Origin of the sequence: Nocardioides sp. (genome assembly GCF_051876515.1) — a bacterium.
Taxonomy (GTDB): domain Bacteria; phylum Actinomycetota; class Actinomycetes; order Propionibacteriales; family Nocardioidaceae; genus Nocardioides.
Genome location: NZ_JBJEHY010000077.1, coordinates 22,896 through 47,624, shown reverse-complemented (window position 1 = coordinate 47,624; position 24,729 = coordinate 22,896). Strand labels below are relative to the sequence as shown.

Sequence of the window (24,729 nt, the reverse complement as noted above, 5' to 3'; positions counted from 1 at the left end):
GGCGACGACGACGATGCAGACCACCGAGACCATCGCGAGGAGGAACGCGACCGCGTACGCCTCCTGCTGGGCGAAGTTGAGGTACTTCTCCTCGACGACGAGGGTGGCCGTACGGGTCTCCCCCAGGACGTTGCCGGAGACGACCTTGACCGCCCCGAACTCGCCCAGGGAGCGGGCCAGGCTCAGCACCACGCCGTACACGATCGCCCACTTGATGCCGGGCAGGGTGATCCGCCAGAAGGTCTGCCACCCGTTGGCGCCCAGGCTGCGGGCCGCCTGCTCGGCGTCGGCGCCGAGCTCGGTCAGGACGGGGACCACCTCACGGATGACCAGCGGCAGGGCCACGAACGCGGTCGCCATGACGATGCCGGGCGTCGAGAAGATCACCCGGAAGCCGGCCGACTCCAGGGTCGGCCCGAACCAGCCGTCACGGCCGCCGTACACGAGGACGAGGGCGAGACCCACCACGATCGGCGAGACCGACATCGGCAGGTCCAGCAACGCGCTCAGGATGCGCTTGCCGGGGAACTCGTGCCGCACCAGCAGCAGCGAGACCCCCACGCCGAACACGGTGTTGATGGCCACCGCGCACAGGGCGGCGACGGCACTGAGCCGCAGCGCGACCTGGATGTCGGGGTCGGCCAGCACCCCCTGCAGCGCGCCGGGTCCTCCCTCGAAGGTGTTCGTGACGACCAGCGAGACCGGCCAGGCCACCAGGAAGAACAGGTACGCGACCGCGATGAGACGCAGTGCCCAGCGCAGCACCAGCGCGCCGCCGCTGGTGCCGCTGGGGCTCGAGACGGTGCTAGCCACGGCGCGCCACCCTCCTGGAGATCACGTCGAGCAGCACGATCACCGCCAGTGAGATCACCAGCAGCACCGTCGCGGTCGACGCGGCGGCGGCGAGGTTGTTGTTCTCGATGCTGCCGAGGATGCGGACCGAGGTGACCTCGGTCTTGAACGGCAGGTTGCCCGAGAGCAGCACCAGCGAGCCGTACTCGCTGACCCCGCGCGCGAACGAGAGCGCGGCGCCGGCCGTGATGGCCGGGACCAGGCTCGGCAGGATGATGCGGCGGAAGATCGTGAACCCGCTGGCGCCCAGGGAGGCAGCTGCCTCCTCGACGTCACGCTCGAGCTCGGCGAGCACCGGCTGCACCATCCGGACCACGAACGGCAGTGTCACGAACAGGAACGCCAGGAAGACGCTCTGCCGCGTGTTCGCGACGTCCATGCCCAGGGGACCGCCCCCGCCGTACAACGAGAGCAGCACCAGGCCGGCCACGATGGTGGGCAGCGCGAACGGGATGTCGATGAGGACCTCGAGCACGGCCTTGCCGGGGAAGTGGTCCCGGACGAGCACCCAGGCGATGAGGGTGCCCATGACGATGTTGACCAGGGTGACCAGAACCGCCTGCGTGAGCGTGAGGCGGATCGCCGCTGACGTCTGCTCGTTCGTGACAGTACGCCAGAAACCCTCCCAGCCAGCGTCCGAGGCGGTGACGATGACGGCGCAGAGCGGGATCAGGACCAGCAGGCTGAACCAGATCATCGCCACGCCGAGACCGATCCCGGAGCTGGCTGTGAGAGTGGTGGTCGGCCGACGCGTGCGCGTCGGCCGACCGGTCACCGCAGGTGCGGCAGTGCTCATTCGCCCTTGCCAGACTTGGCGATGGCCTTGGTCACGATCCCGTTCTCCTCGTCGAAGTACTTCGTGCTGAGCTCACCCCAGCTGCCGAAGTCGTTCTCGACGGTGAGCAGGTGCGGCACCTCGGGGAACGGGTTGCTCGGGTCGGTCGCGCCCTCGACGGTGCCGCCGAAGTCGACGTCGTCGCGGATCGGGCGGAAGCCGGTCAGGGCGAACTGCTTCTGGCCCTCGTCGGAGAGCACGAAGTCCAGCCAGTCCTGCGCCTTGGGCGTGGCGTCCTCGAGGACAGCGCCCGGGTTCTCGATGAGCAGGGTGGTCTCCGGGATGATGTACTCGAAGCCCTCACCGTTCTGCGCGGCCAGGATCGCCTCGTTCTCGTAGGCCATCAGCACGTCACCGGTCCCACCGAGGAACGCGGTGGTCGCGTCGCGGCCCGAGCCGGGCAGCGAGACGACGTTGGCGAAGAACTTGTCGATGTAGTCGCTGGCCTCCTGCTCGGAGCCACCGTTGGCCGTCACCTGGCCGTACGCGGCCAGCGCGTTCCAGCGCGCGGCGCCCGAGGAGGCCGGGTTGGGCGTGACGATCTCGACGCCCGGCTTGACCAGGTCGTCCCACGTCTTGATGTTCTTGGGGTTGCCCTCACGCACGCCGAACACGACGACCGAGCGGGACACGACACCCTTGTTCTCGCCGTCGTCCCAGGTGTCGGAGACCTGGCCGGAGTCCACGAGACGGGTGACGTCGGAGGCGACGGAGAAGTGCACGTAGTCGGCATCGAGGCCGGCCTCCACGGCGCGCGACTGGTCGCCGGAGGCGCCGTACGAGGTCTTGAACGTCACGCCCTTGCCGGCGTCGGTCTTGACGAACTCCTCGGCGATGTTCTTGTTGGCCGCCTCGGGAACGGCGAACCCGACGATGCTGATCGTGTTCTCGTCGTCCTCGCTCGAACCGCTGCTGGAGCCGCCGCACGCGGCGAGACCCAACAGACCTGCGAGGGAGACGGCTACGCCGAGGCGCTTGGCTGCCTTGCGGGTGATGGACATGGAAACTCCTTGGGGTGGTGTGCCCGCAACCGATCGCGAGCAATGTTGAGGAGATTACATGACTTACGTAAGTTTCTAGCGCAACGCGCTGTTTTGAGACGGGGGCCTCAGGACCAGCGGTCCAGTTGGCGACAAGTCCCCGGGCTCCGGCCCCGCGAGAGTTACGCTGGCCGGAGGCGACACGAGCGCGAAATGGAACCCGTTCCACTTTGTTCATACTCTCGGTATGCTCCGCTCGCCCCAGGGTCAGAACGACAGATGTAGGAAGCAGGCGTGTGGTGACCGAAAGTTCCGTGGTCCAGCCCAAGCAGGTCAAGCAGCTCGACCGGGTGATCATCCGGTTCGCCGGCGACTCCGGTGACGGCATGCAGCTGACGGGCGACCGGTTCACGCAGGAGTCGGCCGTCTTCGGCAACGACCTGGTGACGCTGCCCAACTTCCCCGCGGAGATCCGCGCTCCCCAGGGCACCATCCCGGGCGTCTCGTCGTTCCAGGTGCACTTCGCCGACCACGACATCCTCACCGCGGGTGACGCCCCCGACGTGCTGGTCGCGATGAACCCGGCCGCGCTCAAGGCCAACCTGGGCGACCTGCCCAAGGGCGCGGCGATCATCGTGGACACCCACGACTTCACCAAGCGCAACCTCGACAAGGCCGGCTACGCCTCCAACCCGCTCGACGCGCTGGGCGACGCCGGCTCCGAGCTGGGTGAGTTCCAGGTGCACACCGTCGACCTGACCGGGATGACGGTCGAGGCGGTCAAGGAGTACGGCCTGTCCCGCAAGGACGCCGCCCGCGCCAAGAACATGTTCGCGCTCGGCCTGCTGTCGTGGATGTACGGCCGCCCGACCGAGCCGACCACCGAGTTCCTCACCAAGAAGTTCGCCAAGAACGCCGACATCCGCGACGCCAACATCACCGCGTTCAAGGCCGGCTGGAACTTCGGCGAGACCACCGAGACCTTCGTGGTGCGGTACGAGGTCAAGCCGGCCGTGATGTCTCCGGGCACGTACCGCAACATCACCGGCAACCTGGCGCTGGCGTACGGCCTCATCGCCGGCGGCGTCCAGTCCGACCTGCCGGTCTTCCTGGGCACGTACCCGATCACGCCGGCCTCGGACATCCTCCACGAGCTGAGCAAGCACAAGTCGTTCGGCGTCACCACGTTCCAGGCCGAGGACGAGATCGCCGGCGTGGGTGCCGCGATCGGCGCCTCGTTCGCCGGGCACCTCGGCGTCACCACCACCTCGGGCCCGGGCATCGCACTCAAGGGCGAGGCGATCGGCCTGGCCGTGATGACCGAGCTCCCGCTCGTGGTGGTCAACGTGCAGCGCGGCGGCCCGTCGACGGGTCTGCCGACCAAGACCGAGCAGTCCGACCTGCTGCAGGCGATGTTCGGCCGCAACGGCGAGGCGCCCGTCCCCGTGGTCGCGCCGTCCTCGCCGGGCGACTCCTTCTCCGCCGCCGTCGAGGCGTGCCGGATCGCGGTCACGTACCGCACCCCGGTCATGCTGCTGAGCGACGGCTACCTGGCCAACGGCTCCGAGCCGTGGCGCATCCCCGGCCTCGACGAGCTGCCCGCCATCGACCCGGCGTTCGCGACCGCGCCGGCCGAGGGCGAGGAGTTCCTCCCGTACGCCCGCGACCCCGAGACCCTCGCCCGCCCGTGGGCACCCCCGGGCGTGGCCGGACTCGAGCACCGCATCGGCGGCATCGAGAAGGCCGACCAGACCGGCAACATCTCCTACGACCCGGCCAACCACGACAAGATGGTGCGGCTGCGTCAGGCGAAGGTCGACGCCATCGCCGACTCGCTGCCCCCGCTCGAGGTCGATGACCCGTCCGGCGAGGCGAAGGTCCTCGTCATCGGCTGGGGCTCGACGTACGGCCCGATCGGCGCCGGCGTGCGCCGTGTGCGCAAGGCCGGTTACAACGTGGCCCAGACGCACCTGCGTCACCTCAACCCGTTCCCCAAGGACCTGGGCGAGATCCTCAAGCGGTACGACAAGGTGCTCGTGCCCGAGATGAACCTCGGCCAGCTCTCCATGCTGCTGCGCGCGAAGTACCTCGTCGACGCGATCGGCTACAACGAGGTCCGCGGCCTCCCGCTCAAGGCGGCCGTCCTCGCCGACGTCATCGGCGGCCTCGTCGCCGACGCCGAGGGCATCGCGGTCGACCTCACCCCTGCCACGAAGGAAGAGAACTGATGAGCATCGACCTGGGTCTGCCGGGGCTGCGTTCGGGCGTCGAGCTCGTACCCACCACCGACGAGAAGCAGACCGGCAAGGACTTCACCTCCGACCAGGAGGTCCGCTGGTGCCCCGGCTGCGGCGACTACGCCGTCCTCAAGGCCGTCCAGTCCTTCCTGCCCGACCTCGGCCTGCGCCGCGAGAACATCGTCTTCGTCTCCGGCATCGGCTGCTCCTCGAGGTTCCCGTACTACCTCGACACCTACGGCATGCACTCCATCCACGGCCGCGCACCCTCCATCGCCACCGGCATCGCCACCGCCCGCGAGGACCTCTCGGTCTGGGTCATCACCGGCGACGGCGACGCACTGTCCATCGGCGGCAACCACCTCATCCACGCCCTGCGCCGCAACGTCAACCTCAACATCCTGCTCTTCAACAACCGCATCTACGGACTCACCAAGGGCCAGTACTCCCCCACCAGCGAGACCGGCAAGGTCACCAAGTCCACCCCCATGGGCTCGGTCGACCACCCCTTCAACCCGGTCTCCCTGGCACTCGGCGCCGAAGCCTCCTTCGTGGCCCGCACCATCGACTCCGACCGCAAGCACCTCACCTCGGTGCTCTCCGCGGCCGCAGCCCACCGCGGCACCTCCCTGGTCGAGATCTACCAGAACTGCCCCATCTTCAACGACGGCGCCTTCGACGCCATCAAGAACAACGACACAAAGCAGGACGCGATCATCCCGCTCGTGCACGGCCAGCCCGTCACCTTCGGCGCCGTCGACGAGACCACCGGACTCGGCACCAAGGCCGTCGTCCGCGACCGCGCAAACGGCGGCGTACGCGTCGTCGCCACCGCCGACGCCGACACCGCCGACATCGTCATCCACGACGCCCACAACCCCGACCCCTCCACCGCCTTCGCCATCAGCCGACTCACCGACTCCGGCTACCTCAACCAGTCCCCCATCGGCATCTTCCGCCAGGTCGAACGCCCCACCTACGACGACGGCGCCCGCGCCCAGGTCGCCGGGGCGCAGACCAACCTGACGGGCAGCCGTACGGAGCGTCTGGAGTCGCTGATCAACGCCGGCGACACGTGGACCGTCGTCTGAGGGTCGAGGCGAGGAACGAGTCGAGTGCCCGAAGCGACCGACCAGCACGTCGTCTGAGGGTCGAGGCGAGGAACGAGTCGAGTGCCCGAAGCGACCGACCAGCACGTCGTCTGAGGGTCGAGGCGAGGAACGCAGGCCCGCTTTTGGGGTCACCGGGAGAGGTTTCAGAGGCCTGTCACCCTCTCCCACTGACCCCATCTTGGGCGGGCCCTCGCCCATCGACCCCACGTTGGGTCACCTGACCCAACTTGGGGACACACGGCCCAAGCAAGCAGAGAACCCGCCCGGATCCATCCGGGCGGGTTCTGCGTCTGCTGCGGGCCGATCAGCGTCGGCGACCGGGTCAGCGGGTGCCGACGACCCAGGTCTGGCCGTTGGTGACGGCGTACGTCGCGTTGCCGGGCACGACCACGCGCCACCAGTAGCGGCCCTTGGCGGGGCGGCGGATGGTGGTGCGGTACTTGCCCTTCGTGCCGGTCGTGATGGTCCGGATCGTCTTGAACTTGCACGCCTTGCAGGTCTTGCGCTGCACCTTGACCTTGCCGTTGGCGTACGGCGCGACGGTGCCGTTGGTGAGCGGCTGGGTCACCGTGCCGGTCATGAGGTACGTGCGGGAGCCGGTGCGCTGGGTGGTCGGGTCGACCTCCTCCAGGATGCGCTTGGGCTTGGCCGCCTCGGCCGGGCTGGAGACGAGCGAGAGGCCGCCGACACTGAGTGCGGCGGTCAGCAGGCCCGTGGCGATGGCGCGGAACATCCGCATGAACTTCCCCCTGTTGCATGACGCCCAGTCGCTGGCGGCACGGTAGTGGTGGGCCGGCACCGTCACTGGGACTGACTTTCGGTGGTCGTCTGCATGGTAATCGAGCCCGGCACATACAGTCAGCGGGTGAACAACTCTCCACGTGGTCTGGGCGTCGCCGTGGCCGCGTACGTGATGTGGGGACTGTTCCCCCTGTACTGGCCGCTCCTGCAGCCCGCGGGCGCCCTGGAGATCCTGTCGCACCGGGTCCTCTGGTCGGCGGTGACGATGCTCCTGGTGATCCGCCTGGTGGGCCGCTGGGCCGGGGTCCGGGCGATCTTCCGCGACCGCCGCACCCTGGGGTTCCTGACCGTGGGCGCCGCGCTGATCTCGGTGAACTGGCTGGTGTACATCTGGGGCGTCAACCACGACCGGGTCGTCGAGGCATCGCTGGGCTACTTCATCAACCCGCTGGTCACGATGCTCCTCGGCGTCCTGGTGCTCTCCGAGCGGCTGCGACGCTGGCAGTGGGTGGCCCTGGCCATCGGCTTCGTCGCGGTGGTGGTGCTGACCCTCGACTACGGGCGCCCGCCGTGGGTGGCGTTGACGCTGGCGTTCACGTTCGGCACGTACGGCCTGGCCAAGAAGCAGGCCAACACAGGCGCGATGGAGAGCCTGACGGTCGAGACGCTGATGCTGCTGCCGTTCGCGGCTGGATGGATCGGCTACCTGGTGTGGGCCGGCGACTCGCACTTCGGCTTCAGCGGCGAGGCGCACTCCTGGCTCTTCGTCGTCGCCGGGCTGGTAACGGCCGTCCCGCTGGTGCTCTTCGGGGCGGCGGCGACGTCGGTGCAGCTGGTGGTGCTGGGGATCGTGCAGTACATCGCGCCGGTCATCCAGTTCGCCATCGGGCTGCTGGTCTTCCACGAGGTGATGACGCCGGCGCGCTGGGCCGGCTTCGCCGTGGTGTGGTTGGCGCTGACGATCTTCACCGTGGAGGCGATCGCCCACCGACGTTCGCAGCTGCGGCTGGAGCCGATCATCTGAGGCGTGGTTTCGACGAGCTCACCCACCGGGGAACGCCTCAGGCGGAGCGGACCGCCACCACGTCGGCGAAGGCCTCCAGCGCGTCGCGGACCGGGCCGGCCGGCAGCACCGAGAGCAGCGCCTTCGCCTGCTCGGCCTGTGCCACGACGTACGCCTTGGCCTGGTCCATCGCCGGGTGCTTGCGCAGCAGGTCGAGGGTCTCGGCGTGCAGGGCGTCGTCGGTGAGGTCGGAGCGCAGGAGCTCCTTGAGCCGGTCGTCGGCCGGGTCGACCGAGGCCATCGCCATCAGCGTCGGCAGCGTCGGGACACCCTCGCGCAGGTCGGTGCCGGGCGTCTTGCCGGACTCGTCGGACTCCGAGGCGATGTCGAGGATGTCGTCGGAGAGCTGGAAGGCCGAGCCGACGATCTCGCCATACTGGCTCAGCGCCTCCTCGACCTCCTTGGCCGCCCCGCCGAACAGGGCGCCGTAGCGGGCCGAGGTCGCGATCAGTGAACCCGTCTTGCCGGCCACGACCTCGAGGTAGTGCTCCAGCGGGTCGTCGCCGGGCGCCGGCTCGACGGTCTCCAGGATCTGCCCCTCCACCAGCCGGGTGAAGGTCTGCGCCTGGATGCGGACCGCCTCGGGCCCCAGGTCGGCGGTCAGCTCGGAGGAGCGGCCGAACAGGAAGTCACCGGTGAGGATGGCGACGTTGTTGTCCCAGCGTGCGTTGGCCGTGTCGGCGCCGCGGCGCAGGTCCGCCTCGTCCATCACGTCGTCGTGGTAGAGCGACGCCACGTGGGTCAGCTCCACCACGCACGCGGCGGTGATGACCTCCTCAGCCTCGGGGTTGTCCCCCGCCTCGGCGGCCAGCAGGACCAGCAGCGGCCGGAACCGCTTGCCCCCCGCCGCCATCAGGTGGGCGGCCGCCTTGGAGACGTACTCCGTCCGGGCGCGGCAGTGCTCGGAGAGGCGCTGCTCGACGACCTGGAGCCGTTCGGTCAGGCGGGCAGCCAGTGCCTCGTCGACGACGGGCAGGGCCAAACCAGAAGCTGATGCAGTGGTCACCTGATGAATTCTCCCGCAAGCCCTGCCAGATCCAGCAACGGGCCCGGCAGGACGCCCAGCATCAGGGTCACCGCGACGCTCACGGCGATGGTCACGGCCGTCAGGACGGACGGCAGCGTGACCGACGGACCGTCGCCGACGGGCTCGTCGAAGTACATCGTCTTGATGACCCGGATGTAGAGGTACGCGGCGACGACGCTGGCCAGGACGGCGGCGATCACGACCGGCCAGGCACCGGCGGCGAGGGCGACGGAGAAGACCGCCAGCTTGCCGACGAAGCCCGAGGTCAGCGGGATGCCCGCCATCGCGAGCAGGAAGAAGGCGAAGACGCCCGCCACCAGCGGCGACCTCTTGCCCAGACCCGCCCACTTGGACAGGGCCGTGGTCTCGCCACCCGCGTCGCGGACGAGGCTGACCACGGCGAAGGCGCCGAGCGAGGTGAAGCCGTACGTGGCGAGGTAGAACAGCACCGCCTGCAGCGACGTGAGCTCGCCGTCCGCCAGCGACGACGACGTCTGGACGCCGATCACGCCGGTGAGGATGAAGCCGGTGTGGGCCACGGCCGAGTAGGCGAGGATGCGCTTGATGTCGGTCTGCGTCAGCGCCAGCACGGCACCCACGAACATCGACAGCACCGCGATCACCCACAGCATCGGCTGCCAGGACCAGCGGTCGTCACCGAAGGCGACGTAGAACAGGCGCATCAGGGCGCCGAACGCGGCGACCTTGGTGCCCGCGGACATGAAGGCCGTCAGCGGCGTCGGAGCACCCTGGTAGACGTCCGGGGTCCACGCCTGGAACGGCGCGGCACCCACCTTGAACAGCACGCCCACGGCCAGCAGACCCATCCCGATCAGGACCAGGGTGTGGTCACCGGTCGCACCGCGCACGGCCTCGGCGATCGCGCCGAACTCCATCGAGCCGGCGAAGCCGTACGTCAGGGCGGCGCCGTACAGGAAGAACGCGGAGGCGAACGCGCCGAGCAGGAAGTACTTCAGGGCGGCCTCCTGCGAGAGCAGGCGGCGACGGCGCGCCAGCCCGCTGAGCAGGTACAACGGCAGCGAGAGGACCTCGAGCGCGACGAACATCGTCAGCAGGTCGTTGGAGGCCGGGAAGAGCATCATGCCCGTCACGGAGAAGAGCAGCAGCGGGAAGACCTCGGTGTGCTCGAGCCCCTTGGTGGAGGCGACCCGCTCGGCCTCGCTGCCCGGCATCGCCGAGGCCTGGCCGGAGAAGGCGCTCACACCACCGTCGAGCTGGCGCTCCGCGAAGAGCAGGACGCCACCGATCGCCAGGACCAGGAGCAGACCCCACATGAACAGCGTGGGGCCGTCGATCGCCACCGACCCGACGGCGGCGATGAGGCCGCGCGCGCGGTCGCCGTGCTCGTCGACGGTGCCGGCGAGCCGGATCACCACGACCAGGGCGCCGACCAGGGCGGCCAGCGACACCACGACGTGGCTGACGTAGCGGAACCTCCGCGGCACGAAGGCCTCGACCAGCACACCGAGGAACGCCGCGCCGCAGACCAGGATCAGCGGCAGCAGTTCGAAGTACTCGACTTCGGGCTTGGCGAACTCGCTCACTTGTGGCCTCCCTCAAGAGCATCGCCGACCACGGTCGGCGCTTCGTCACTCACGCCCACGTGGGTGAGCGTGTCCTCGACGTCAGGGTTGATGACGTCGAGCAGGGGCATCGGGTAGAAGCCGAAGAGCACCAGGGCCAGCAGCAGCGGCGCCAGGATGCCGACCTCGCGGCCGCCCAGGTCGCTCACCACGGGAACGTTCTCGCGGGCCGGACCGGTCATCGTGCGCTGGTACATCCACAGCGCGTACACGGCGGCCAGGACGATGGCGAGGACCGCCACCGCGCCGACCCACCAGGCGTACTTGAAGGCGCCGATGATGACGAGCATCTCGGAGACGAACGGCGACAGGCCGGGCAGGCCGGCGGCCGCCAGACCGCCCACCAGGAAGATGCCGGCCAGGACCGGGGCCGTCTTCTCGACGCCGCCCATGGCCCGGATCGACGCCGTGCCGGACCGCTTGATCAGGAAGCCGGCGACCAGGAACATCAGCGCCGTGGCGAGACCGTGGTTGACCATGTAGAGGATCGCGCCCGAGGCACCGGTCGAGTTGAAGACGAAGATGCCGAGCACGATGAAGCCGAAGTGCGACAGCGACGTGAGACCGATCAGGCGCAGGACGTCGTCCTGGCCGATCGCGACCAGCGCGCCGTACACGATCGAGATGAGCGCCAGCACGATGACGACCGGCGTGGCCCACTGCGAGGCGTCGGGCAGCAGCCCGAGGCAGAAGCGCAGCATGCCGAAGGTGCCGATCTTGTCGAGCACGCAGACCAGGAGCACCGAGGTGCCCGGCGTCGCCTTCGACGTGGTGTCGGCCAGCCAGGTGTGCACCGGGAACATCGGCGCCTTGATCGCGAAAGCGATGAAGAAGCCCAGGAAGATCCAGCGCTGCGCCGTCTCGGAGATCTCCAGAGCGGCGAGGTCGCTGAGCAGGAAGCTCGGCGTGCCCGCGTCGGCGGAGACGACGTACAGGCCGATCACCGAGGCCAGCATGACCAGACCGCCGGCGAGCTGGTAGATCAGGAACTTCGTCGCCGCCCGGCCGCGACCCTCGCGGCCGAAGCCGCCGATGAGGAAGAAGGCCGGGATCAGCGTGGCCTCGAAGACCACGTAGAAGAGGAAGACGTCGGTGGCCAGGAAGACCGCCAGGCTCATCGCCTCCAGGGCGAGCACCCAGGCGAAGAACGCCTTGGTGTTGCCCTCGTCGGCGTCACCCCAGCCGGCCACGATCACGATCGGGACCAGCACGACGGTCAGCAGGACCATCAGCAGGCCCAGACCGTCGACGCCGAGCGCGAAGTGGACGCCCAGGGCGGGGATCCACTCGTACGTCTCCGTCAGCTGCATGCCGTCGCCGGCGGTGAACTGCGCGGCGACCACGACACCCAGCACGAGGGTGAGCAGCGAGAAGCCCAGCGCCGTCTGCTTGGCCAGTGCCTGCCCCTGGCCGCTGGGCAGGAAGGCCGTGACGACCGCACCCACCAGCGGGACGAGGATCAGCAGGGTCAGGATCATGTTCATCCGAGGTTCACCGCCAGGAGAGCCACGACGACCAGGAGGACGCCGGTGAGGAGTGAGAGGGCGTACGAACGGACGTAGCCGTTCTGGACGCGGCGCAGGACGCGGGAGAGACCGCTGACGGTGGCGGCGCCACCCTCGACGACCCCGTCCACACCGTGCCGGTCCGCGGTCGCCAACCCCCGGGTGAGCGCACCCACCGGGGCGACGACCAGGGTGTCGTTGATGAGGTCGCCGTACAGGTCGGCGCGGGCCGCCTTGGTCACGAAGGAGACCTCCTGGGGAGCCTCGCGCGGGATGTCCCGCTTGCCGACCAGGAACCAGGCCAGTGCGACCCCGACCGCGACCACCGCCACGATGATCAGCGACATCACGATCGCCGGGAACGGCAGCTCGTGGTGCGCGGCGTGGCCGGTGACGGGCTCGAGGTACTCGACGACGTAGTCGCTGATGAACATCACGCCACCGAAGACCGACAGGGCGGCCAGCACGATGAGCGGAACCGTCATCACCTTGGGCGACTCGTGCGGGTGGACCCCGGGCTCCCAGCGCTTCTCCCCGAAGAAGGTCATCAGCATCAGGCGCGTCATGTAGAACGCGGTGATGCCGGCGCCCAGGAGGGCCAGCAGACCGACCAGGGTGTTCTCGGCCATCGCGGTCTCGATGATCTTGTCCTTGGACCAGAAGCCCGAGAAGCCGGGGAACCCGATGATCGCCAGATAGCCCATCGCGAAGGTGAGGAAGGTGATCGGCATCGCCTTGTTGAGTGCGCCGTAGTGGCGCATGTCGACGTCGTCGTCCATGCCGTGCATCACCGAACCGGCACCGAGGAACATGTTGGCCTTGAAGAAGCCGTGAGAGAGCAGGTGCGCGATCGCCAGCGGGTAGCCGACCGGGCCGAGGCCCGCGGCCAGCATCATGTAGCCGATCTGGCTCATCGTGGAGCCGGCGAGCGCCTTCTTGATGTCGTCCTTGGCGCAACCGAGGATCGCACCCCACAGGAGCGTGATGGTGGCGACCACCACGACCGCGGTCTGCGCGGTGGGGGCCATCTCGAAGACGAAGTTGGAACGGGTCACCAGGTAGACGCCCGCGGTGACCATCGTCGCCGCGTGGATCAGGGCCGAGACCGGGGTCGGGCCCTCCATGGCGTCCAGCAGCCAGGCTTGCAGCGGGAACTGCGCCGACTTGCCGCAGGCACCGAGCAGGAGGAGCAGGCCGATCACGTTCATCGTGGTCTGCGAGGCGTCGTCGGTCAGCGCGCTGACGGCGGCGAAGTCGGTGGTGCCGAAGGTCGCGAACATCGCCGCGATCGCCAGCGACAGACCGACGTCACCGACGCGGTTGATCACGAACGCCTTCTTGGCCGCGGCCGCCGCGGAGGGCTTGTGCTGCCAGAACCCGATCAGCAGGTACGAGGCCAGACCGACCAGCTCCCAGCCGAGGAAGAGGCCCACGAAGTTGGCCGCCAGGATCAGCGTCAGCATCGCCGCGATGAAGAGGTTGAGGTAGCCGAAGAACCGGCGGCGCCGAGCGTCGTGCTCCATGTAGCCGATGGCGTACACGTGGATCAGCGAGCCGACACCGGTGATCAGCAGCAGGAAGAGCGAGGAGAGCTGGTCGTAGAGCAGGTCCATGCCCACGTTGACCTGGCCCGTCTCGAACCAGGTGAACAGGTGCTGGGTGACCGTACGGTCGTCGGCCTCGCGGCCGGCCAGCGCGATGAACAGCGTCAGGCTGAGGACGAACGAGGCGAGCGCGGCGGCGGTGCCGAGCAGGTGGCCCCACTTGTCCATCGCACCCTTGGTGAAGGGGGCGACGACGAGCAGGAGGACCGCGCCGAGCAGCGGCAGGCCGATGACCAGCCAGAGCAGGCCGAACACGCCGTCTGCCTCGACGGGGTGCAGCACCGGGACGCCGTGGCCCTCGGAGGCGAGCGGCAGGAGTGTGGCGAGTGAGTTCACAGCAGTTCCCTCAGTACTTCAGCAGGCTGGCGTCGTCGACGGAGGCCGAGCGTCGGGTGCGGAAGATGGTCACGATGATGGCCAAGCCGATCACGACCTCGGCGGCAGCGACGACCATCACGAAGAACGCGGCGATCTGACCGTCCAGGTTGCCGTGCTGCTTGGCGAAGGTGACCAGCGACAGGTTGCAGGCGTTGAGCATGAGCTCGATGCACATGAACACCACGATCGCGTTGCGGCGCACGAGGACGCCGACGGCACCGATGGTGAACAGGATGGCCGAGAGGACCAGGTACTCGGTCACTTCTCCTCCTCCTCGCTCTGGGCCGCCTCGGCGGCCAGCGGAGCCTCCGAGGAGGCCGCTGCGGCCTCCTGCCCGGTGGCGGTGACGGCCTTCTCGACGGCGTCGGGGCCACGCAGGCCCATCTGCCGCTGGACGTGCTCGATCGGGTCAGCCATCGCGGGGGCCGAGCGGACGGTGCCGCGGGCGACCAAGACCCTCGAGACCGAGATCTCCGAGGCCGTGCCGTCGGGCAGCAGCGCCGGGGTGTCGACCGCGTTGTGGCGGGCGTACACGCCGGGCGAGGGCAGCGGGCCGGGGTGCTTGCCGGACGCGGCGTAGTCGCGCATGCGGCCGGCAGCGAGGTCAGCCTGCGTGGTCTTCGGCTCGAACCGCTCGCGGTGGGCCAGCACCATCGCGCCGAGGGCGGCGGTGACGAGCAGGGCCGCGGTGGCCTCGAAGGCGAAGACGTAGCGCGAGAAGAGGAGGTCGGCGAGGGCCTGGATGTTGCCGCCGTCGTTGGCGCTCTCGAGGCCGACCGTGGCCCCCAGCGCGACCTGTCCGACACCGACGACCAGGACCAGCCCGACGAGCAGGCCGACGATGGTCGAGAGCACCCGCTGGCCGCGGATCGTCTCCACCACCGAGTCGGAGGCGTCGACGCCGACGAGCATCACGACGAACAGGAACAGCATCAGGATCGCGCCCGTGTACACGATGATCTGCACCGCGAACAGGAACGGCGCCTCGAGGGCGGCGTACAGGACGGCCAGGCTGATCATCACGAACGCCAGCAGCAGGGCTGCGTGCACGGCCTTGCGCACGAACAGGATGCCCAGGGCTGCGGCAACCATGAACGGCGCCAGGATCCAGAACGTCATCGCTGGTCCTCCTCACCGGTGGACGTGGAGTGGGTGCCGCGGTAGTAGTCGCGCTCGGAGTCGCCCAGGCGCATCGGGTGCGGCGGCTGCTCCATGCCCGGCAGCAGCGGGGCGAGCAGGTCGGACTTCTCGTAGATGAGGGCCTCGCGCGTGGTGTCGGCCAACTCGTACTCGTTGGTCATCGTCAGCGCCCGCGTCGGGCACGCCTCGATGCACAGGCCGCACAGGATGCAGCGCAGGTAGTTGATCTGGTAGACGCGGCCGTAGCGCTCACCGGGGCTGAACCGCTCGTCCTCGGTGTTGGAGGCACCCTCGACGTAGATCGCGTCAGCGGGGCAGGCCCAGGCGCAGAGCTCGCAGCCGACGCACTTCTCCAGGCCGTCTGGCCAGCGGTTGAGCTGGTGACGCCCGTGGAAGCGGGGGGCCGTGGGGAGCTTCTCGAACGGGTACTGCTCGGTGACCACCTTGCGGAACATCGTCCGGAAGGTGACGCCGAACCCGGCGATCGGGTCCCAGAGGGTTTCCTTCAGCGACTTCGACTCACTCATCACTTCTCCTCGCCGGCGCTGCCGGTGACAGTCGTACGTCCCTGGTTGAACTCGAGCGGGGCGGCTGCACCCCGCACGGCACCACCGGCCGGCATCGGCGGGACCGGGAAGCCGCCCGCGAAGGCGTCGTCCGGGTCACGCTCGGCCTCGCGGGCCAGCTTGCGCTCGTTCTCGAGGTACTTGTCCTTCGCGTCACCGTCGGCGGCGAAGAAGAGCAGCGCGGCCAGACCGATCACCAGCACAGCGGCGATGATCAGGTACGTCGGGTTGAGGTCGCCGTCGTTGCGGGCCAGGCGGATGGTGGCGACCGCCATCATCCAGACCAGCGAGACCGGGATCAGGACTTTCCAGCCGAACGCCATGAACTGGTCGTAGCGCAGACGCGGCAGCGTGCCGCGCAGCCAGACGAACATGAAGATGAAGGCGATGACCTTGCCGAAGAACCACAGCACCGGCCAGTAGCCCTCGTTGGCGCCGTCGATCATCGAGAACGGGAACGGTGCCCGCCAACCGCCCAGGAAGAGGGTCGTGGCCAGCGCCGCCACCGTCGCCATGTTGATGTACTCGGCGAGGAAGAAGAAGGCGAACTTGATGCCGGAGTACTCGGTGTGGAAACCACCGACCAGCTCGCCCTCGGCCTCGGGGAGGTCGAACGGGGCACGGTTGGTCTCGCCGACCATCGAGATCACGTAGATGATGAACGACGGCAGCAGGAGCAGCCCGAACCAGCCGGGCATGTTGACCTCGATGCCGGTGCCGAACAGGTCGACGGTGCCACCCGCCTGCGCGTTGACGATCTCCGAGGTCGACATGGTGCCGGCGTAGAGGAAGACCGAGACCAGCGCCAGGCTCATCGAGACCTCGTACGAGATCATCTGCGCGCTCGAGCGGAGACCGCCGAGCAGCGAGTACGTCGAGCCGGACGACCAGCCGCCCAGCACGATGCCGTAGATGCCGATGGAGGCGATCGCGAGCACGAAGATGACCGCGACCGGCATGTCGGTCAGCTGCAGCGGCGTCTGGTGCCCGAAGAAGTTCACCTCGGGGCCGAACGGGATGACCGACCAGGTCACGAACGCCGGCACCACGATGATCACCGGGGCCAGCAGGAAGACGATCTTGTCGGCCGCCTTGGGGATCAGGTCCTCCTTGAACATCAGCTTGGCGCCGTCGGCCAGTGACTGCAGGAGGCCGAAGGGGCCGTTGACGTTGGGGCCGAGGCGGTGCTGCATGCGGCCCACGACCCGGCGCTCGAACCAGATGTTGAACAGGGTGAGCAGGACCAGGACGACGAAGATCAGGACGGCCTTGACGATCACGATCCACACGGGATCGTTGCCGAAGTCCTCCAGCGTCGGGCCCAGCGACTGAGCGGCGATCACTTGTCAGCTCCCTTCACGGTGACCCGGCTGCCGGGCGAGGCGAGATCGGCGAGCACGCCGTTGCCGAAGGAGTTGGCCGGGACCCACACGGTCCCGTCCACGACGTCGGCGACCTCGACGGGCAGCTCGACCGAGCCCCGGTCACCGGTGAGGGTGACCGTCGCGGCACCGGCGAGGCCGGCCTGCTCCAGCGTGGCCGCCGAGAGGCGGGCCACGGCGGGACGGGCGGTCGCGGCGTACGCCGGGTCCCCGCCCTGCAGGGTGCCGAGGTCGATCAGCTGCTTCCACGTGGAGAGCGCGAGTCCCTCGCCGGGGGCCGGGGCCGCGGAGGCGGTCGGCGCGCTGGCGCGCTCTCCGTCCCAGGCGCCGAGCGACTCCATCTCGGAGCGGACCTCGGCGACCGTGCGGAAGCCCAGCGGGCTGCCCTGGCCGAGCTCGGCGAGTTCCTCGGAGAGGCCGGCCAGCAGGCGCAGGTCGGGCAGGGAGGCCGGGCTCGTGAAGATCGCCTCGAAGGCGCGCACCCGCCCGTCCCAGGTCACGAAGCTGCCGGCCTTGTCGGTGACCGGTGCGACCGGCAGCACCACGTCGGCGGCGCGGGTCACGTCGTTCTCGCGCTGCTCGAGGCTGACCACGAAGGAGGCGGCGGCCAGGGCGGCGCGGAACGCGGCCGGGTCGGCGGTGTCGTCGGGGTCCACGCCCGCGACCACGAGGCCGCCGAGCTCTCCGGAGGCCAGCGCGGCGACGATGGCGTCACCGTCGCGACCGGGCGTCTCGGGCAGGTGGTCGACGCCCCACTGGGCGGCGACGTCCACACGGGCCGCGGCGTCGGCGACCGGACGGCCACCGGGCAGCAGGTTCGGCAGGGCGCCGGACTCGACCGCACCGCGGTCACCGGCACGGCGCGGGACCCACGCCAGACGGGCCCCGGTCGTACGCGACAGCTCGAGAGCTGCGGTGAGCGCACCCGACACGCCGGCCAGCCGCTCGCCGACCAAGATCACGCTGCCCGCACCGACACCGGTGTCGGCGTCGTCGGCGAGGGCGGCCAGCGCGGCCGCCTCGTCCCCGGGAGCCGTCGGCACCAGGCGGCCGTCGACCTTGGTCAGGCCGCGCGAGGCGTACGGCGCCAAGGAGACCACGCGGGTGCCCTTCTTGAGCGCCGCCTTGCGCAGCCGCAGGAAGATCGTGGCGGCCTCGTCCTCGGGCTCCAGACCCGCGAGGACCACCAGGTCGGCGGACTCCAGGTCGGCGTACGTGACGCCGCCCTGCAACGCGACGTGCGCGGCCAGGAAGTCGGCCTCCTCGGCCGAGTGCACCCGGGCGCGGAAGTCGATGTCGTTGGTGCCCAGCGAGACGCGGGCGAACTTGGCGTACGCGTAGGCGTCCTCGGCGGTGAGGCGCCCGCCGGTCAGCACGCCGGAGGCGCCGGCCGCGGCGAGCCCGCGGGCGGCGACGGCGAAGGCCTCGGGCCACGACGCCGGACGCAGCTCCCCGTCGGTGTCGCGCACCTGCGGGTAGGTGATCCGGTCCTCGGAGGAGGAGTGCTGGAACGCGAAGCGGTCCTTGTCGCTGATCCACTCCTCGTTGACCGCCGGGTCGTCGCCGGCCTGGCGGCGCACCACCTTGCCGCGACGGTGGTCGACGCGGATCGCCGCACCGCACGCGTCGTGCTCGGCGACCGAGGGGGTCGAGACCAGGTCGAACGGGCGCGAGCGGAAGCGGTACGCCTCGGAGGTCAGCGCGCCCACCGGGCAGATCTGGATCGTGTTGCCCGCGAAGTACGACAGGAACGGCGCGTCGTCGGCGACACCGATCTGCTGCTGGGCGCCGCGCTCGACCAGCGCGATGAACGGGTCACCGGCGATCTCGCGGGCGAACCGGGTGCAGCGCTGGCACACGATGCACCGCTCGCGGTCGAGCAGCACCTGCGGGGAGAGGTTGATCGGCTTGGGGAACGTGCGCTTGACGCCGCCGCCCGCCGCGAACCGGCTCTCGGCACGGCCGTTGCTCATCGCCTGGTTCTGCAGGGGGCACTCGCCGCCCTTGTCGCAGACCGGGCAGTCGAGCGGGTGGTTGACCAGCAGGAACTCCATGACACCCTGCTGGGCCTTGTCGGCCACCTCGCTGGTGTTCTGGGTGTTGACGACCATGCCCTCGGCCACCGGCAGCGTGCAGGAGGCCTGCGGCTTGGGGAAGCCGCGCCCGTTGCCGGCGTCGGGGACGTCGACCAGGCACTGGCGGCAGGCGCCCACCGGCTCCAGCAGCGGGTGGTCGCAGAAGCGCGGGATCTGGACGCCGACCTGCTCGGCGGCGCGGATGACCAGCGTGTCCTTGGGCACGCTGACCTGGACGCCGTCGACGGTGAGCGTGACCAGGTCGGTCTGCTCCACGGCACCGGTCTTCTCGGGTGTGGTAGTCATGCGTTGGCTCCCTCGGCGGCGAAGAGGGTCGAGGCGGCCGGGTCGAACGGGCAGCCGCCGTGGGTGATGTGGGCGAGGTACTCGTCCCGGAAGTGCTGCACCGAGCTGGAGATCGGGCTGGTGGCACCGTCACCGAGGGCGCAGAAGGAGCGGCCCAGGATGTTGTCGCACTGGTCGAGCAGCAGGTCGAGGTCGGACTCGACGCCCTCCCCGCGCTCCAGCTTGGCCATCGTCTGGGTCAGCCACCACGTGCCCTCGCGGCACGGGGTGCACTTGCCGCAGGACTCGTGCTTGTAGAACTCCGTCCACCGCAGCACCGCGCGGACCACGCAGGTGGTCTCGTCGAAGATCTGAAGGGCGCGGGTGCCGAGCATGGAGCCGGCCCCGGCGACGCTCTCGAAGTCGAGCGGCACGTCGAGGTGCTCGGGGGTGAGCAGCGGCGTCGAGGAGCCACCGGGCGTCCAGAACTTCAGCTCGTGACCCTCGCGGACACCGCCGGCCAGGTCGAGCAGCTCGCGCAGCGTGATGCCGAGCGGGGCCTCGTACTGGCCGGGACGCTTCACGTGGCCCGACAGGCTGAAGATGCCGTGGCCGTTGGACTTCTCGGTGCCCATGTCGGCGAACCAGGCGGCGCCGCGGTCGATGATGGCCGGGACCGAGGCGATCGACTCGACGTTGTTGATGACGGTCGGGCTGGCGTACAGGCCGGCGACGGCCGGGAACGGCGGGCGCAGGCGCGGCTGGCCGCGGCGTCCCTCCAGCCCCTCGAGCAGGGCCGTCTCCTCACCGCAGATGTACGCCCCGGCGCCCGCGTGGACGACCAGGTCGAGGTCGTAGCCGGAGCCGTGGATGTTCTTGCCGAGGTGACCGGCGAGGTACGCCTCCTGGACCGCGCGCTGCAGGCGGCGGATCACGTGGAGCACCTCGCCGCGCACGTAGATGAAGGCGTGGTTGGCGCGGATCGCGTACGAGCTGAGGATGACGCCCTCGACCAGGGTGTGGGGAGTGGCCATCATGAGCGGGATGTCCTTGCAGGTGCCCGGCTCGGACTCGTCGGCGTTGACGACGAGGTACTTGGGCCGGGGGTTGTCCTGCGGGATGAAGCCCCACTTCATGCCCGTCGGGAAGCCGGCGCCGCCACGGCCGCGCAGGCCGGACTCCTTGACGGCCTCGATGACCGCGTCGGGGGTCATGGCGAACGCCTTGTCGAGCGCGGAGTAGCCGCCGCGCTCGGTGTAGGCGTCGATGGTCCAGGAGCGCTCCTGGTCCCAGTTGTCGGTCAGGACCGGCGTCAGTGTGTCGGTCACTTGCCCTCCTCCGCGCTCGCGTCGGGACCGGCCAGCGCGGCAGCGCCGGGCTCGGGAGCCTTCCAGCCCTTCTCACGGGCCAGCTCGAGACCGGCCAGGGACGCCGGGCCCGCGGCGGGGCCCTCGTCGGCCAGACCGTCGGGGAAGCCGGCGAGCACGCGCTCGGCCTCGCGCCAGGTGCACAGCTTGGGTCCGCGGGTGGAGTGGACCTCCTTGCCGGCGCGCAGGTCGTCGACGACCTGGACGGCGGACTCGGGGGTCTGGTTGTCCATGAACTCCCAGTTGACCATCATCACCGGCGCGTAGTCGCAGGCCGCGTTGCACTCGACGTGCTCGAGGGTGATCTTGCCGTCCTCGGAGGTCTCGTCGTTGCCCACCTCGAGGTGGTCCTTGAGCCGCTCGAAGATGGCGTCGCCGCCCATCACCGCGCAGAGCGTGTTGGTGCAGACGCCGACGTGGTAGTCGCCGACCGGCTTGCGCTTGTACATCGTGTAGAAGGTCGCGACACCGCTGACCTCGGCCGCGGTGATGCCGAGGATCTCGGCGCACGCGTCGATGCCCTCGGGGGTGATCCGGCCCTCGACCGACTGCACCAGGTGCAGCATCGGCAGCAGGCCCGAGCGGGCCTCGGGGTAACGACCGGCGATCTGGCGCAGCTCGTCCCAGGTCTGCTCGGACAGGGGCTGCTCGTTCTCGGTGAACCGGGCGGACTTCTCCGTCATCGGTCGACTCCTCCCATGACCGGGTCGATGGAGGCGATGGCGACGATCACGTCGGCCACCATCCCGCCCTCGCTCATGATGCTCGTGGCCTGCAGGTTGGTGAACGAGGGATCGCGGAAGTGCACCCGGAACGGGCGCGTGCCGCCGTCGGAGACGATGTGCGCACCGATCTCGCCCTTGGGCGACTCGATCGGCACGTACGCCTGACCGACCGGGACCCGGAACCCCTCGGTGACCAGCTTGAAGTGGTGGATGAGGGCCTCCATGGACTCACCCATGATGTGCTTGATGTGGTCGAGCGAGTTGCCCATGCCGTCCGAGCCGATCGCGAGCTGGCTCGGCCAGGCGATCTTCTTGTCGGCGACCATCACCGGGGCGCCCTCGAGGCCGGCGAGACGGTCGGCGGCCTGCTCGATGATCTTGAGCGACTCCTCCATCTCGTTGAGGCGGATGCGGAAGCGGCCGTACGCGTCGGAGGTGTCCCAGGTGTGGACGTCGAAGTCGTACGTCTCGTAGCCGCAGTACGGCTGGGTCTTGCGCAGGTCCCAGGCGTAGCCGGTGGAGCGGAGCACCGGGCCGGTGATGCCGAGCGCCAGGCAGCCGGCCATGTCGAGGTGCCCGACGTTCTGCAGACGCCCCTTGAAGATCGGGTTGGCGTTGCACAGCGCGGCGTACTCGGGGAGGCGTTTCTTCATCAGGGCGATGAAGTCGCGGATCTCGTCGAGGGCACCCGGGGGCAGGTCCTGCGCGACACCGCCGGGGCGGATGAACGCGTGGTTCATGCGCAGGCCGGTGATCAGCTCGAACAGGTCCAGGCAGAGCTCGCGCTCGCGGAAGCCCATCGTCATGACGGTCAGCGCGCCGATCTCCATGCCACCGGTGGCCAGGGCGACCAGGTGCGAGGAGATGCGGTTGAGCTCCATGAGGAGCACGCGCATCACGTTGGCCTTCTCGGGGATCTGGTCCTCGATGTCGAGGAGCCGCTCCACGCCCAGGACGTACGCGACCTCGTTGTAGAACGGGGTCAGGTAGTCCATGCGGGTCACGAAGGTCACGCCCTGGGTCCAGGTGCGGTACTCCATGTTCTTCTCGATGCCCGTGTGCAGGTAGCCGATGCCGCAGCGGGCCTCGGTCACCGTCTCGCCCTCGAGCTCGAGGATCAGGCGGAGCACGCCGTGCGTCGACGGGTGCTGCGGACCCATGTTGACGACGATCCGCTCCTCGGCGGTCTCGCCGAGCGCCTGGGTGATGGAGTCCCAGTCCTGACCGGTGACGGTGAAGACGCGACCCTCGGTGGTCTCCCCCGAGGCGGCGTAGAAGTCCTCGTTGGTGGTGGACATCAGTTGTAGCTCCTCCGCTGGTCCGGCGGGGGCACCGTGCCGCCCTTGTACTCCACAGGGATGCCGCCCAAGGGGTAGTCCTTGCGCTGCGGGTGGCCCGGCCAGTCGTCGGGCATCAGGATGCGCGTCAGCGCCGGGTGGCCGGTGAAGACGATGCCGAACATGTCGTACGTCTCGCGCTCGTGCCAGTCGGCCGTCGGGTAGATGCCGACCACGCTGGGCAGGACGGCAGCGCCGTCGGGCAGGGAGACCTCGACGCGGATGCGACGGTTGTGGGTCATCGAGAGGAAGTGGTAGACGACGTGCATCTCGCGCCCGGTGTCGTCGGGGTAGTGCACGCCGCTGACGCCGGAGAGCAGCTCGAAGCGGAGCGCCGGGTCGTCGCGCAGCAGCTGGGCGACGACCGCCACGTCCTCGCCGCGCACGTGGAAGGTGATCTCGCCGCGGTGGATGACCACCGACTCGACGGCGCTGGCCAGACCCTGCTCGCCCAGACGGGCCTCGAGCACGTCGGCGGTCTCGTCGAACCAGCCGCCGTACGGGCGCTGCGCCGCGGGGGTGGGGACCACCGGGGCGACCAGGCCGCCGTAGCCGGAGGTGTCACCTGAGCCGCGTACGCCGAACATGCCGCGCCGCTCGCCGACCGAGTGCACCTCGGTCGGGTCGGCCGGGACGTTCTGGTCGTTCTCGGGAAGGTTGGTGTCCTCGCTCAACGGAGCAGCCCCTTCATCTCGCTGGTCGGCACGGCGCTGAGCGCGGCGGTCTCGTTCTCGACGATCTCCAGCTCGCGGTGGACGCCGAACTTCGTCGTCTGCACCTTGTGCTGCAGCTTGAGGATCGCGTCGATGAGCATCTCGGGGCGCGGCGGGCAGCCGGGGAGGTAGATGTCGACCGGGACGACGTGGTCGACGCCCTGGACGATCGCGTAGTTGTTGAACATGCCGCCCGACGAGGCGCAGACGCCCATGGCGAGGACCCACTTGGGCTCGGGCATCTGGTCGTAGATCTGGCGCAGGACCGGGGCCATCTTCTGGCTCACGCGGCCGGCGACGATCATCAGGTCGGCCTGGCGGGGGCTGGCCCGGAAGACCTCCATGCCGAAGCGGCCCAGGTCGTACTTGGGGCCACCGCCCGCCATCATCTCGATGGCGCAGCAGGCCAGACCGAACGTGGCCGGCCAGAACGACGCCTTGCGCATGTAACCGGCCAGACCCTCGACCGTGGTCAGCATGACGCCGGCGGGGAGCTTGTCCTCGATACCCATCTGTGTCCTACCTACCTAGTCAGTTCCTGCTCAGTCCCAGTCCAGGCCACCGCGCCGCCACTCGTAGGCGTAGGCGAGGGTGATGTTGAACAGGAAGAGGAAGACGGCGATCAGTCCGAACCAGGAGAGCTGGTTGAAGTACACGGCCCACGGGACGAGGAACATGATCTCGACGTCGAAGATGATGAAGGTCATCGCGACCGTGTAGTACTTCACGGGGAAACGACCGCCCCCGACCGCCCCGGGCGTCGGCTCGATGCCGCACTCGTAGGAGTCGGACTTCGCGCGGTTGTACCGCCGCGGGCCGACGATGAAAGCACTCGCCACGATCGACAGGACCGCGAAGGCCAGCGCCACGAGGGTCAGCGCCAGTACTGGCGTGTAGAGCTCCATCGGCTTCCTTCCTCATCAGGGCGCCACATGTGACTTTGTGAACAACTTCACTAGTAGCGCAGTGCACAGTCTAGGACTGCCGCTGCCGGTTGTCGCCCCGGGGTCTGAAGTGGTCGAAATGGCCGCTCACCTGCACATTTAACGTACGACAAGGTGTCCTAATTCGGGCCTCCGGAGGGCCGTGCGGAGAGCCCGGACATCGGTGGTTCGTGATGAGGTTCACAGCGCTCAGGACCGGTGTCCCGGTTCACCAGAGGCCAAGGTCCCGGGCGTACGGGCCGTCGGTCGCGACCTGG

General features: G+C 69.2%; 22 protein-coding genes. 3 read left to right on the top strand and 19 right to left on the bottom strand.

Annotation, left to right across the window (positions count from 1 at the left end):
* The 3 genes from ACI379_RS05320 to ACI379_RS05310 all read right to left on the bottom strand — a co-directional run.
* The coding region (locus tag ACI379_RS05320; RefSeq protein ID WP_439791031.1) for a sulfate ABC transporter permease at nt 1-813 on the bottom strand (813 nt) is incomplete at its 3' end.
* The gene (gene cysT, locus ACI379_RS05315; RefSeq protein WP_439791030.1) at nt 806-1,648 is read right to left on the bottom strand and encodes a sulfate ABC transporter permease subunit CysT; all 843 of its coding nucleotides are present in this window, start codon (nt 1,646-1,648) and stop codon (nt 806-808) included. The genes cysT and ACI379_RS05320, both read right to left, overlap by 8 nt.
* Entirely contained in the window at nt 1,645-2,688 is a 1,044-nt protein-coding gene (locus ACI379_RS05310) for a sulfate ABC transporter substrate-binding protein (protein WP_439791029.1), read from the bottom strand. The genes cysT and ACI379_RS05310 overlap by 4 nt, the downstream gene beginning before the upstream one ends.
* A 365-nt stretch (nt 2,689-3,053) precedes the next feature.
* Between ACI379_RS05310 and ACI379_RS05305 the strand changes: the two genes are divergently transcribed.
* Both ACI379_RS05305 and ACI379_RS05300 read left to right on the top strand, forming a co-directional pair.
* Nucleotides 3,054-4,895 carry a 2-oxoacid:acceptor oxidoreductase subunit alpha gene (locus tag ACI379_RS05305; RefSeq protein WP_439791033.1) on the top strand — a complete coding sequence of 614 codons (1,842 nt, stop codon included), beginning with the start codon at nt 3,054-3,056 and terminating at the stop codon, nt 4,893-4,895.
* The gene (locus ACI379_RS05300; protein ID WP_439791027.1) at nt 4,895-5,995 is read left to right on the top strand and encodes a 2-oxoacid:ferredoxin oxidoreductase subunit beta; all 1,101 of its coding nucleotides are present in this window, start codon (nt 4,895-4,897) and stop codon (nt 5,993-5,995) included. Before ACI379_RS05305 ends, ACI379_RS05300 begins: the two co-directional genes overlap by 1 nt.
* A 343-nt stretch (nt 5,996-6,338) precedes the next feature.
* On the opposite strand, the gene ACI379_RS05295 is transcribed toward ACI379_RS05300, so the two are convergent.
* Nucleotides 6,339-6,755 (bottom strand): hypothetical protein, encoded by a 417-nt coding sequence (locus ACI379_RS05295; protein WP_439791026.1) that lies wholly within the window; start codon nt 6,753-6,755, stop codon nt 6,339-6,341.
* A gap of 126 nt (nt 6,756-6,881) precedes the next feature.
* On the opposite strand from ACI379_RS05295, the gene rarD reads away from it, so the two are divergent.
* On the top strand, nt 6,882-7,781 hold the full coding sequence (gene rarD / locus ACI379_RS05290) for an EamA family transporter RarD (protein ID WP_439791025.1): 900 nt from the start codon (nt 6,882-6,884) through the stop codon (nt 7,779-7,781).
* Between the two features lie 37 nt (nt 7,782-7,818).
* On the opposite strand, the gene ACI379_RS05285 is transcribed toward rarD, so the two are convergent.
* The 15 genes from ACI379_RS05285 to ACI379_RS05215 form a co-directional block, all read right to left on the bottom strand.
* Complete coding sequence (locus tag ACI379_RS05285; protein WP_439791024.1) at nt 7,819-8,826, bottom strand: polyprenyl synthetase family protein; 1,008 nt, start codon at nt 8,824-8,826, stop codon at nt 7,819-7,821.
* A complete protein-coding gene (gene nuoN, locus ACI379_RS05280; RefSeq protein WP_439791023.1) occupies nt 8,823-10,412 on the bottom strand; it encodes an NADH-quinone oxidoreductase subunit NuoN in 1,590 nt (529 codons plus the stop codon). Before nuoN ends, ACI379_RS05285 begins: the two co-directional genes overlap by 4 nt.
* Complete coding sequence (locus ACI379_RS05275; protein WP_439791022.1) at nt 10,409-11,935, bottom strand: NADH-quinone oxidoreductase subunit M; 1,527 nt, start codon at nt 11,933-11,935, stop codon at nt 10,409-10,411. Before ACI379_RS05275 ends, nuoN begins: the two co-directional genes overlap by 4 nt.
* Nucleotides 11,932-13,842: an NADH-quinone oxidoreductase subunit L gene (nuoL, locus tag ACI379_RS05270; RefSeq protein WP_439791032.1), complete on the bottom strand. Its 1,911-nt coding sequence runs from the start codon at nt 13,840-13,842 to the stop codon at nt 11,932-11,934. The genes ACI379_RS05275 and nuoL overlap by 4 nt, the downstream gene beginning before the upstream one ends.
* A 64-nt stretch (nt 13,843-13,906) precedes the next feature.
* Nucleotides 13,907-14,200 (bottom strand): NADH-quinone oxidoreductase subunit NuoK, encoded by a 294-nt coding sequence (gene nuoK, locus ACI379_RS05265; RefSeq protein ID WP_439791021.1) that lies wholly within the window; start codon nt 14,198-14,200, stop codon nt 13,907-13,909.
* A complete protein-coding gene (locus ACI379_RS05260) occupies nt 14,197-15,057 on the bottom strand; it encodes an NADH-quinone oxidoreductase subunit J (protein WP_439791020.1) in 861 nt (286 codons plus the stop codon). The genes nuoK and ACI379_RS05260 overlap by 4 nt, the downstream gene beginning before the upstream one ends.
* Nucleotides 15,054-15,605, bottom strand: a complete 552-nt coding sequence (nuoI, locus tag ACI379_RS05255; protein ID WP_439791019.1) for an NADH-quinone oxidoreductase subunit NuoI — start codon at nt 15,603-15,605, stop codon at nt 15,054-15,056. Before nuoI ends, ACI379_RS05260 begins: the two co-directional genes overlap by 4 nt.
* Nucleotides 15,605-16,987 carry an NADH-quinone oxidoreductase subunit NuoH gene (gene nuoH / locus ACI379_RS05250; RefSeq protein ID WP_439791018.1) on the bottom strand — a complete coding sequence of 461 codons (1,383 nt, stop codon included), beginning with the start codon at nt 16,985-16,987 and terminating at the stop codon, nt 15,605-15,607. The genes nuoI and nuoH overlap by 1 nt, the downstream gene beginning before the upstream one ends.
* Complete coding sequence (locus ACI379_RS05245; RefSeq protein ID WP_439791017.1) at nt 16,984-19,407, bottom strand: NADH-quinone oxidoreductase subunit G; 2,424 nt, start codon at nt 19,405-19,407, stop codon at nt 16,984-16,986. Before ACI379_RS05245 ends, nuoH begins: the two co-directional genes overlap by 4 nt.
* Nucleotides 19,404-20,714, bottom strand: coding sequence for an NADH-quinone oxidoreductase subunit NuoF (gene nuoF / locus ACI379_RS05240; RefSeq protein ID WP_439791016.1), 1,311 nt, complete (start codon nt 20,712-20,714; stop codon nt 19,404-19,406). The genes ACI379_RS05245 and nuoF overlap by 4 nt, the downstream gene beginning before the upstream one ends.
* On the bottom strand, nt 20,711-21,436 hold the full coding sequence (nuoE, locus tag ACI379_RS05235) for an NADH-quinone oxidoreductase subunit NuoE (protein ID WP_439791015.1): 726 nt from the start codon (nt 21,434-21,436) through the stop codon (nt 20,711-20,713). The genes nuoF and nuoE overlap by 4 nt, the downstream gene beginning before the upstream one ends.
* Nucleotides 21,433-22,776, bottom strand: coding sequence for an NADH-quinone oxidoreductase subunit D (locus ACI379_RS05230; RefSeq protein ID WP_439791014.1), 1,344 nt, complete (start codon nt 22,774-22,776; stop codon nt 21,433-21,435). Before ACI379_RS05230 ends, nuoE begins: the two co-directional genes overlap by 4 nt.
* On the bottom strand, nt 22,776-23,489 hold the full coding sequence (locus tag ACI379_RS05225; protein WP_439791013.1) for an NADH-quinone oxidoreductase subunit C: 714 nt from the start codon (nt 23,487-23,489) through the stop codon (nt 22,776-22,778). The genes ACI379_RS05230 and ACI379_RS05225 overlap by 1 nt, the downstream gene beginning before the upstream one ends.
* The gene (locus ACI379_RS05220) at nt 23,486-24,040 is read right to left on the bottom strand and encodes a NuoB/complex I 20 kDa subunit family protein (RefSeq protein WP_439791012.1); all 555 of its coding nucleotides are present in this window, start codon (nt 24,038-24,040) and stop codon (nt 23,486-23,488) included. The genes ACI379_RS05225 and ACI379_RS05220 overlap by 4 nt, the downstream gene beginning before the upstream one ends.
* A gap of 30 nt (nt 24,041-24,070) precedes the next feature.
* The gene (locus ACI379_RS05215; RefSeq protein ID WP_439791011.1) at nt 24,071-24,433 is read right to left on the bottom strand and encodes an NADH-quinone oxidoreductase subunit A; all 363 of its coding nucleotides are present in this window, start codon (nt 24,431-24,433) and stop codon (nt 24,071-24,073) included.
* Nucleotides 24,434-24,729: the final 296 nt, after the last annotated feature.